General features: G+C 50.3%; 1 pseudogene. It reads left to right on the top strand.

Features of this window, described 5'->3' with window-relative positions:
- Positions 1–77 precede the first annotated feature (77 nt).
- A pseudogene (locus ACTHUM_RS19505) lies at positions 78–461 on the top strand (glycosyltransferase family 39 protein); the annotation flags it as partial.

Here is a 461-nt window from a genome sequence, read left to right on the forward strand (position 1 = left end):
TTATAGCCATTTTGTTTTTGTTCGGCGGTTGGTTTTTACTCTCCCTTTCCTCATGCTATCCGCTGACCGCGGCCATAATGTTTTTTGCACTTGCCCTATCGTTCCATTCTACTTTGCAAAGCAAACGCTATCTGCTGACCCTGATTGGCGCCATCTTCGTTTCCCTGCCCCTACTGATTCTGTATCCGCTGGTTTTATCAAAAACCAATCCCGAATGGTTTGATATTTGGTTCAACCATTATTCCTTAGGCGTATTCGGCGGCTGCCATCAGATTCAGACGGCCTTCAACCTGCCCTATTATCTGAAAAACCTGCTGTGGTTTGCCCTGCCTGCCTGGCCGCTGGCAGCATGGACGCGCAGCCGCACGCGTATCCACGATAAAAATTGGGGCATTCTGAGCCTGTCGTGGCTGGTTATCATGACAGCCCTGCTCGCCATCAATCCTCAACGCCTGCAAGAC

Source organism: Neisseria sp. P0021.S006 (assembly GCF_051956895.1).